This is a genomic window from Nostoc sp. DedVER02 (assembly GCF_034530675.2).
Lineage (GTDB): Bacteria > Cyanobacteriota > Cyanobacteriia > Cyanobacteriales > Nostocaceae > Nostoc.
The window spans coordinates 1-9456 of the sequence record NZ_JAVRCP020000027.1 but is presented as its reverse complement, the minus strand read 5'-3'; the positions used below and the strand labels follow the sequence as shown (position 1 = coordinate 9456).

Below are 9456 nucleotides of genomic sequence, written 5' to 3'. Positions count from 1 at the left end.
ACAGGCGGTGGGTCGGGGACAACTACTCCAGAACCAACAGGCGGCGGGTCGGGGACAACTACTCCAGAACCAACAGGCGGCGGGTCGGGGACAACTACTCCAGAACCAACAGGCGGTGGGTCGGGGACAACTACTCCAGAACCAACAGGCGGTGGGTCAGGGACAACTACTCCAGAACCAACAGGCGGTGGGTCAGGGACAAACTAAACTAGTTCTCCTTGCTAAGACTTCCAGACTTCAGCAATAGTTTGTAAACTTAGTTTTTCCACTGAAATACAAGCATAAATTTATACTCAAGAGCAAAAGCAGAATTATAACAACTGTTAACTACCGCCTCTACAGCAACCAAAGCAAAAAGTGATATTCCCTACGACCAGAGAACATCTGCTAACGCTAGATTAAATCAAGGATAGGATTTACATAGGGTTCACCGGATATCCTTATATAGTCCAATGACATTCTGTTGTGTGAGTTCTCAAGAACTAACTTTTTGCTAGAGAGAACATAAATTTATGACTTTTGATTATGACCTGTTTGTGATTGGTGCGGGTTCTGGAGGTTTAGCAGCTTCCAAACGGGCAGCTAGCTATGGGGCAAAAGTAGCGATCGCTGAATATGATTTAGTTGGTGGCACTTGTGTGATTCGCGGTTGCGTTCCCAAAAAACTCATGGTCTATGGTTCTCACTTTCCTGCACTATTGAGTGAAGCTTCAGGCTATGGCTGGAAAGTCGGTAATGCTGAGTTGGACTGGGAATATTTCATTACATCTATAGATAAGGAAGTTCGACGACTGTCGCAACTACACATCAGCTTTTTAGAAAAAGCCGGAGTCGAACTGATTTCTGGACGCGCCACATTGGTAGATCCCCACACCGTAGAAGTTGATGGACGCAAAGTGACAGCAGACAAAATTTTAATTGCTGTTGGCGGTCGTCCCATCAAACCAGATTTACCAGGGATGGAACATGGCATTACCTCCAATGAAATCTTTCATCTAAAAGAACAACCAAAACACATCGTCATTCTTGGTGCTGGTTATATCGGCACAGAATTTGCCTGTATTATGCGCGGTTTAGGTTCTGAGGTAACACAAATTACCAGAGGCGACAAAATTCTGAATGGGTTTGATGAAGATGTCCGCATAGAAATTGAAGAGGGGATGACGAACCACGGAATCCGGCTGATTAAGAATAATGTAGTAAAAACAGTTGAAGCTGTGCCAGAAGGGTTTAAACTGACTTTATCAGGAGAAGACCAAGAACCAGTAATCGCCGACGTGTTTTTAGTGGCGACTGGTCGAACTCCCAATGTAGATGAACTAGGTTTAGAAAACGCTGGGGTTGAGGTTGTAGCTACTTCTATTGAAGGGCCAGGCTACAACACTACAAATGCGATCGCAGTCAATGAATATAGTCAAACTAATCAACCGAATATTTTTGCCGTTGGCGATGTCACAGACCGAATCAATTTAACTCCCGTCGCCATTGGCGAAGGACGAGCTTTTGCAGACAGTGAATTCGGCAATAATCGCCGCGAATTTAGTCACGAAACTGTTCCCACAGCCATATTTTCTACCCCAGAAGCCGCAACAGTAGGCTTGACAGAAGCCGAAGCACGGGAAAAACTCGGTGAAGCGGTAACAATTTATCGCACTCGTTTTCGTGCCATGTACCATAGTTTGACTGGTAAGCAAGAGAAGACAATGATGAAGTTGGTAGTCGATAGCAACACTGACAAAGTACTAGGCGCTCACATGGTAGGTGAAAATGCCGCTGAGATCATCCAAGGCGTAGCGATCGCTGTGAAGATGGGTGCAACTAAAAAAGACTTTGATGCCACCGTTGGTATCCATCCCTCCGCAGCCGAAGAATTTGTCACAATGCGGTAAGAAAAAAGAGTTAGGAGTTAAGAGTTATGAGTTATCTAGTTGAAGAAAGAAACTCATAACTCAATACAGTTCAGATAAGACCAAAACACTTGTAGAGACGGCGATTTATCGCGTCTCAAAAACCCAAAATTTTTACCAGTAGTCCTTAACTGAACCGTATTGACTCATAACTTAAAATTCTTAACTTTTCACTCCCACCTTTTGTACAGACGCGATTCATCGCGTCTCCTAATAAAGCTTTGCAATATATATATCTTCACGGTTTTGCTTCTAGTCCTAATTCTGCCAAAGCGCGGGATATAGGCGATCGCTTTGCCAAAATTCAAAGGAAGCTAAAAATTCCCGATCTCAATGCTGGCGATTTTTCCCAGTTGACAATCACTCGTCAAATTACCCAAGTTGCCGCATCATTCAGTAATGATTTTACACCAGTAACCGTAATTGGTTCAAGTTTAGGTGGTTTGGCCGCCGCTCACTTGGGACAGCAATACTTACAAGTACAACGCTTAGTTTTGCTAGCACCAGCTTTTGAGTTTTTATCCCATTGGTTGCCCAAGCTAGGCGATGAACAAGTACAACGCTGGCAGCAAGAAAAATTTATCATGGTATACCACTATGGGGAAAAGCGATCAATTCCTTTAAGTTACGATTTTGTTACAGATGCTGGACAATACCAAGAAAAGCTTTTGCAACGTCCTATCCCCACCCTAATTTTGCATGGAAAAAAGGATGAAGTTATTCCCATCGAAGCTAGTCGTGATTTTGCACATTGCCGTTCTTGGGTAGAGTTAATCGAACTGGACAGCGATCACGCCTTGGGCAATGTTATGGAAGAAATTTGGCAAGCAATTCGCCTCTTTTGCCATTTACCTTGAAGTTGTAAAATATTAAATCACATAACGAATGTCCTTAGTCATTTGTTTTATTTAATTACTAATGACAAATGACCAATGACCAATGACCAATGACTAATGACTAAAATTATGCTCCCCTTCATCCGGTCAGATTTAGCCCAATTTACCGCGTATAAACCTCACCCCAGTAGTGATACAGCCAATTCTGTCCCCACACAGTTCGATCGCCTAGATACAAATGAAAGTCCCTACGATTTACCACCTGAATTAAAAGAGAAGCTAGCGTGGACGTATCAGCAAGTAATTGAAACAAATCGTTATCCTGATGGTGGGTATGAAACGCTTAAAGATGCGATCGCAGAGTACGTCAATGAATCAGCTGCCCTGCCGGTATCCAATACTGCTGCCAATATTTCTGTGGGTAATGGTTCAGATGAAATAATTCGCTCTGTATTAATCGCCACCTGTTTAGGAGGAGAAGGTTCTGTTTTAGTTGCCACTCCCACTTTCTCTATGTACGGAATTTTGGCCCAAACTTTGAGAATTCCGGTAGTGGCGGTGGGAAGAAATGAAACAAATTTTGAAATTGACTTACAAGGCGCACAGTCTGCGATCGAACAAACTCAAAATCCCCCCATTCGCGTAGTTTTTGTAGTGCATCCTAATTCGCCGACTGCTAATAGCTTAACTGCTGCAGAATTGGCGTGGTTAAGAAGCTTGCCAGAGCATATTTTGGTAGTAATTGATGAAGCTTATTTTGAATTCAGCCAAACAACCCTAGTCGGTGAGTTATCACAGCGCCCAAACTGGTTAATATTACGCACTTTTTCTAAAGCCTTCCGATTGGCATCTCACCGTGTTGGTTATTGTATTGCTCATCCCGAAGCGATCGCCATTTTAGAAAAAGTTCGCCTACCTTACAATCTCCCCAGCTTTTCCATAGCAGCAGCATTAGTTGCTTTACAAAACCGCACACTCTTACTGGAGTCAATTCCCCAAACCTTGAGTGAACGAGCCAAACTCATCGAAATTTTATCTCAGCAACCAGAATTACAAATTAACGCAAGCGCTGCTAACTTTATTTACCTACGCCTGAAATCAAATAGCTTGAATTCACAAGATACAGTACTAAAAACTTTCCATCAGAAACTTAGAAAACTCGGCACTCTTGTACGACACATTAGTGGAGGATTACGAATTACTGTTGGAACGATAGAGGAAAACGCCCGCACGGTTAATCGAGTCCAAGCGGTTTTAGCAGATTTGGAATTTTAGCAATTCACTCAATAATTAAATCGGCTATCCATCTCACTGCCCAAACGCCTTACTACTCCTACTGTTTGTGGCAGTACACCTACCAAAAGAGCAAAAGCAACATCCGGCAAAAGAGCCACTATTTCTGGTGGAAAGTATTGTTCAAATTGATCGAGAATTTTCTGAACTCGCTGCCCAGGGACTGGGTTTTCTGTAATTTGTTTAATTAACCGAATCCACTGCCGCCTAATCAAGTAAGCCTTCTGGCGTTCTTCATTCGATCCGGGAGTTAATAAAGACAGATTACCTATGGGCAGTGCCCTTTGGCAATCACAATCGTAATCCCCACCCACAGCAGCCCCAGGGCCAGCAAACTCTGCATGGTAGCGTTTAAAGAGGATTAGTCCATTGCGTCTACGACTATTGACGATGAAAACTTCTCCACTGTGTAAACGTGTGAGGATATCCGAGCCTTGCGACTGCTCAGTTCCATCTGGCATGACAACAGAGTCAAGGAAACTAGTTTCCGGATAATAAGTTGATACCATAGAGTTTTGATAGCGTTGATCGTGTTCGCTATCCATGTTTTTTAAACTTTCAACGAATTTGGTAGTAGTATGCACTTCAAAACGGAATTAAATTTTATGTCAAATTAGGTCTTTGAATTTTTTATTATCAAGAGTTTTTTGGTCAACTCAACTAAGATAGTTATTAAATACGCACTGTTTACTAATTGAGTGATTATATTTTATGAGATATAACCAGCTTTGTCCCCAAATTGAGAGAGTGTTTCCTTAAAGTTTTTATAAAGATTAATATCTTAATTACAAAGTTGTTATGAGGTATTTCTTTTTTTAGAAGGAAATTATATAGCTAGATTCTATTGTAATTCTTTTATTTATCAATAGTATAAAAACGTTGTTGTTTAATGATAAGCTAAAAAAGACAAAACTTAACACTTAATAAGTTAGTAAAGTCTTTTAAGGTTATTTTTTATTACAATTAATATTTTAATTATCTATTAAAAACCTAAACAAAATACTTAAAGTTTTATCGAAAATCATATATGGCAGGACATTCAGCCAATAATAGCTGAGTTTTTAGTTAGGTATAGGTTCTGCTTTGATTATCGATATTTATGATAGATTTTCTCCAACCTAATACAATATAAAAATTTACAAACATTCTGCTAGCAGCTAGTGGAATTAGCACTCAAATGCTTGTGCAATAACATCTGGCTTGAGCGTCCTAGTAAAAATGTATTCAAATTCGATTCAACTTTATGCACCCGATATCCTACCTTGAAATAAAGTTGTCTTGCCTGGTGGTTATTTTCCAAAACGTGAAGATATAAGTCTTGAAATCCCCACTCTCGAGAAATTTTTTCACAGCTAGTCAGTAACCCTGAAGCTACGCCATGTCTACGGTATTTTGGGTGAACCGCTAAATTAGATAGGTAAGGAAAACCTACATTACCTTGACTCCACGAATCACTGTAACGTACACCCATTTCCACACTCCCTACTAAGTTATTAGCCACACCACTAGTAGTTTCAAAAGCGACTAAACAAACATGACGGGGTGGGGGTGATGCCATCCGATGCCTTAAGTCTTCGTAAATCCCTAGACGTAGCAATGGAAAAGCCCATCCCCACATACCTTTTTGGGAGTGAAAGCTTTCAGCAATAATTTGGGAAACGCCAATCAAATCAGCAGGTGTAGCTGTACGAATTTGAAATTCGCAGCAAGCTGGATCGGTTGGTTGTTGCTGGTATGAATGAAAAAACCGATATTTCAAGGCTAGTTTAGTATTGATTTTATTCAACGAAAATTTTCTCAAATATCCTCAAACACCATTTAAACTGAATAAAAACTTTATATCTGCCCAGGAGATTATAACTGGACTAAGATTGCTAATTAGCTTTTGCTTAATGCCGCATACAAAGTTTTACACTTTAGTTTGGGGCTTTATAGCCTGTCTTTTTGAAAGAGTCTTAGAAGTTACAGCTTCATAAAGCTAAAATCTTAAGTTCAGTAGGTTCAGATGCATCCCTTGCTTCACTTGCTTCATATAGGCAGGATATCAGTCTGTTTACCACAAAAACATCTGTAAAGTTGTACAGGTTTAGGTGAATGGGTAGATGGCATAACCTGGTGTAAGCATTACTTACAAAATTGTTAAGTAAGTAGACTACCGACAAACTCTAGTTGCAAACCACTTTTGGTTATAGTACTAAACTTGTTTATGCAATCGCCGTTACACTAACAAGACTTTGCTGCTAGGTCATAGAAACAGGTTGTACAGGTACTAGCCAAGAATCTTGCAGATTCCTCTCTCTAACTTCTTAATCAATACTACTTGTTTTAATGATAGTTATGATTGCTAAATTAGAAAGAGGTATTTGTCTAATAGTATACTTTGACTTTAAATCTTATTTTTAATTTTGCTGACTATACATGACTACCATAAATAAAATTTACCTGCAAGTGTTAGTACAACTGCTGCAAAGGGAAAACTTAATATGCAGCTTTATCTGGATTTTTCAGCTAGCTATGAGTGCTGTACGTAGTATTAGATGTTGCTCACAGGAGGTTAAAGAAGATTTGGCTAGTAAGTATCGACTCTATAACCCTAAAACTGATTATGAAAGCAATTACACTGCACCAAAGCAAACAGTAATCGGCATAAGCCATTGAGACGAATTACTGTGAATAAGCGCTCCTACACTCAGCAGTCATGTAGCCAAACCATATTGGTCGAAATGCTCTACTCTTACCTGACTCAGAAAAATCCTTACCCGATCAGATTATTCTTTATCCGACTGCCGTTGCAGCAGGAAAGCGGTGCATGAAATCCCAAGCAAACAGTAAGCCTAAAATTTTGGTTGTTGATGATGAGCCAGACAACCTTGACTTGCTTTACCGCACTTTCTATCGTGACTATAAAGTGCTAAGGGCAACCTCTGGCCCTGCTGCCCTCGAACTCCTAGCTGAAGAGGGAGAGGTCGCGGTGATCATCTCCGATCAGCGAATGCCGATGATGAGCGGTACAGAATTTTTGAGCCTGACAGCAACTCAATATCCAGATATTATTCGGATTATTTTAACTGGCTACACTGATGTCGAAGATTTGGTGGAAGCAATCAACGCTGGTAAGGTTTTTAAATACGTTACTAAACCGTGGGAAGCTGAGGAACTTAAAGCAGTAGTGCGCCAAGCTTTGGATACTCACAATGTCCTCAAAGCCCGCACCCGCGAACTTACCCGCACACTCCGCCAAGAGTCACTGCTGAATACTGTCACCAATACGATTCGCAGTGCTTTAGACTATAGACAAATTTTGCAGGCAATTGTTGATACAGTGGGTCACATGTTGGAGGTGGATGTTTGTCTGTTGCGCCCCTTCCAAGATGAGCAGTTGACGGATAAAGGATTCATTTATCAGAAGTCTTTTTCTGAAGAAGCAGGGGAACACACACCAGCAGAGATGCAGGCAAATAATTCTTCTGCTGTTTCCCTCTCCCCCTCAAGCCCTCTAACTGTTTTGGCTCAGACGGTGTGGGAAACCCGCGAAGTTCAGGTGATTCACGATGTAAACGATGATGAACGCATTCACGGTAATACTCCCGAATTGCGCCAACGTGGGGAAGCTTTTGTCGCTGCTAATATTTGTTCTAGTTTAGTTGTGCCATTGATCTGCCAGCAAGAACTGATGGCAGTGCTGGCATTGCATCAGTGTTCTGTACCCCGCTTCTGGGGAGAGGATGAAGTGCAGCTAGTGTTGATGGTAGCGGATCAGGCAGCCTTAGCTTTGTCTCAAGCTTATGCTTACGAACAAGTACGTGCCCTTGCCAAGCGAGAGAGTTTAATTAATACGATTACTAGCGCAATTCGCTCTAGTCTAGATCCCCAAGATATCTTTGCGGCGATTACTCAACAACTGGGACAAGCCTTACAGGTTGATGGCTGTGTCCTGTCTTTGTGGACAGAAGAAGATGAGTTTGTCGAGTGTGTGGCTCTGTATGACAGTTTTCAACATTTGGAAAATTTACGTAGGCACAGCCCACCACAGGCATCGCTAGCCCTAGACAATAACTCAAGTAGCAATCATCAGCTTAGCACACCAAGATTACCCTATTCTCAAGCATCTATACAGGAGAATCCTATCCTCCAACAAATGCTACAGACACATGAACCTGTGGTAATTGGGAATGTAAGCCATTCTCCCTCAGATGTGCAGGGTTTTAATTTGCCGTTAAAAATGCCAGCGCGATCGCTAATGTTTGTGCCATTATTGGCAGATGGTAAATGTATCGGTAGTATTACTCTACATGAAGGTAAAAAAGTACGCCAATGGCTGCAATCTGATATTGATTTGGCGAAAGCAGTAGCGGCTCAAGCCGCGATCGCTGTGCAGCAGTCACACTTGTATGAAAAAACTCGGCAACAAGCTGAACGCTTACTAGAATTAGACAAACAAAAAACCGAATTTTTCCAAAATATTTCCCATGAGTTTCGCACACCTATCACCTTGATTCAAGGGCCTTTAGAGTCGGCGGTGGCAGCTGGCGAAGGATTATCTTACTCCCAAAGTGCGATCGCCCTGCGTAACTCCCGCCGCTTGCTGCGACTGGTAAATCAACTCCTGGATTTACAACGCCTGAATGCAGGGAGAATGCAGCCTAGCTTCCATCCTTGCGATTTAACAGAATTTGTCAGCCAAATTGTGGAATCTTTTCGTCCGTACTGTGAGAAAAAGAAACTACATCTCGTCACTCAGTTAGATGAATGTTCACCCATATACTTGGACATGGAAAAATTTGACAAGGTGGTTTACAACCTTCTGTCAAATGCCATGAAGTTTACCCCCGAAGGCGGGACAATCAGTGTCAGACTAAAATCTGAGGACGATCGTTGCATATTGCAAGTACAAGATACGGGAATTGGCATTGTTCAAGAACAAATTCCTTTCTTATTTGAGCGCTTTCGCCAAGCTGAAGGTTCAGCAAACCGTTCCTATGAAGGCAGTGGTTTGGGTTTAGCCTTAGTTAAACAATTGGTAGAATTACATGGTGGTCAAGTCACTGTGGAATCAGTTTATGGCCAAGGCACTACCTTTAGTTTATGGCTTGTGACTGGAAATGCTCATTTACCCGCACAGCAAATACTAGAAACGCCTGCGGAAGTCAATACGAGCCGCGCTAGTGTAGAATTGGCTGATTTAGAACTCGTAGAGTCAACAACAAACAATATTGAAGATATTACAATAAATTCCTCCCCTAATATTGATACTCAAGACTCGGCACTTAAGACTCAGCACTTAATTTTAGTTGTAGATGACAACCCGGATTTGCGAACCTATGTATCTGAGATTTTCCGCCGTAATACCAATTTAATATGAAGCTGCATATAATAGGGAGAAGCCAACTCCTAAGTTTAAATAGCCATGAGCCGCCCGT

7 protein-coding genes and 1 pseudogene are annotated in these 9456 nt (G+C 41.6%); 6 read left to right on the top strand and 2 right to left on the bottom strand.

What is annotated here, in order from left to right:
- The 4 genes from RMZ41_RS22930 to RMZ41_RS22915 all read left to right on the top strand — a co-directional run.
- Positions 1 to 207 (top strand): hypothetical protein (locus RMZ41_RS22930; protein WP_409875808.1); only part of this gene is annotated, 207 nt, incomplete at its 5' end.
- A gap of 305 nt (positions 208 to 512) precedes the next feature.
- Entirely contained in the window at positions 513 to 1889 is a 1377-nt protein-coding gene (gene gor / locus RMZ41_RS22925) for a glutathione-disulfide reductase (protein ID WP_322641575.1), read from the top strand.
- 239 nt (positions 1890 to 2128) lie between these two features.
- Positions 2129 to 2764, top strand: a complete 636-nt coding sequence (locus tag RMZ41_RS22920) for a YqiA/YcfP family alpha/beta fold hydrolase (protein ID WP_322641576.1) — start codon at positions 2129 to 2131, stop codon at positions 2762 to 2764.
- Between the two features lie 108 nt (positions 2765 to 2872).
- Positions 2873 to 4018 carry a histidinol-phosphate transaminase gene (locus RMZ41_RS22915; protein WP_322641583.1) on the top strand — a complete coding sequence of 382 codons (1146 nt, stop codon included), beginning with the start codon at positions 2873 to 2875 and terminating at the stop codon, positions 4016 to 4018.
- A gap of 8 nt (positions 4019 to 4026) precedes the next feature.
- Here the strand turns inward: RMZ41_RS22915 and RMZ41_RS22910 are convergent, their stop codons facing one another.
- The gene (locus RMZ41_RS22910; RefSeq protein ID WP_322641577.1) at positions 4027 to 4581 is read right to left on the bottom strand and encodes a hypothetical protein; all 555 of its coding nucleotides are present in this window, start codon (positions 4579 to 4581) and stop codon (positions 4027 to 4029) included.
- A 605-nt stretch (positions 4582 to 5186) separates the two neighbouring features.
- Entirely contained in the window at positions 5187 to 5822 is a 636-nt protein-coding gene (locus RMZ41_RS22905) for a GNAT family N-acetyltransferase (RefSeq protein ID WP_322641578.1), read from the bottom strand.
- 632 nt (positions 5823 to 6454) lie between these two features.
- On the opposite strand from RMZ41_RS22905, the gene RMZ41_RS22900 reads away from it, so the two are divergent.
- Positions 6455 to 6694, top strand: a complete 240-nt coding sequence (locus RMZ41_RS22900; RefSeq protein ID WP_322641579.1) for a hypothetical protein — start codon at positions 6455 to 6457, stop codon at positions 6692 to 6694.
- 151 nt (positions 6695 to 6845) lie between these two features.
- Positions 6846 to 9383, top strand: a pseudogene (locus RMZ41_RS22895) (GAF domain-containing protein); the annotation flags it as partial.
- Between the last annotated feature and the right edge of the window lie 73 nt (positions 9384 to 9456).

Excerpts from the sequence above, each read along its gene's own strand:
- gor (WP_322641575.1), top strand. The coding sequence starts at position 513 with ATGACTTTTGATTATGACCTGTTTGTGATTGGTGCGGGTTCTGGAGGT.
- RMZ41_RS22900 (WP_322641579.1), top strand. The coding sequence starts at position 6,455 with ATGACTACCATAAATAAAATTTACCTGCAAGTGTTAGTACAACTGCTG.
- RMZ41_RS22915 (WP_322641583.1), top strand. The coding sequence starts at position 2,873 with ATGCTCCCCTTCATCCGGTCAGATTTAGCCCAATTTACCGCGTATAAA.
- RMZ41_RS22910 (WP_322641577.1), bottom strand. The coding sequence starts at position 4,581 with ATGGATAGCGAACACGATCAACGCTATCAAAACTCTATGGTATCAACT.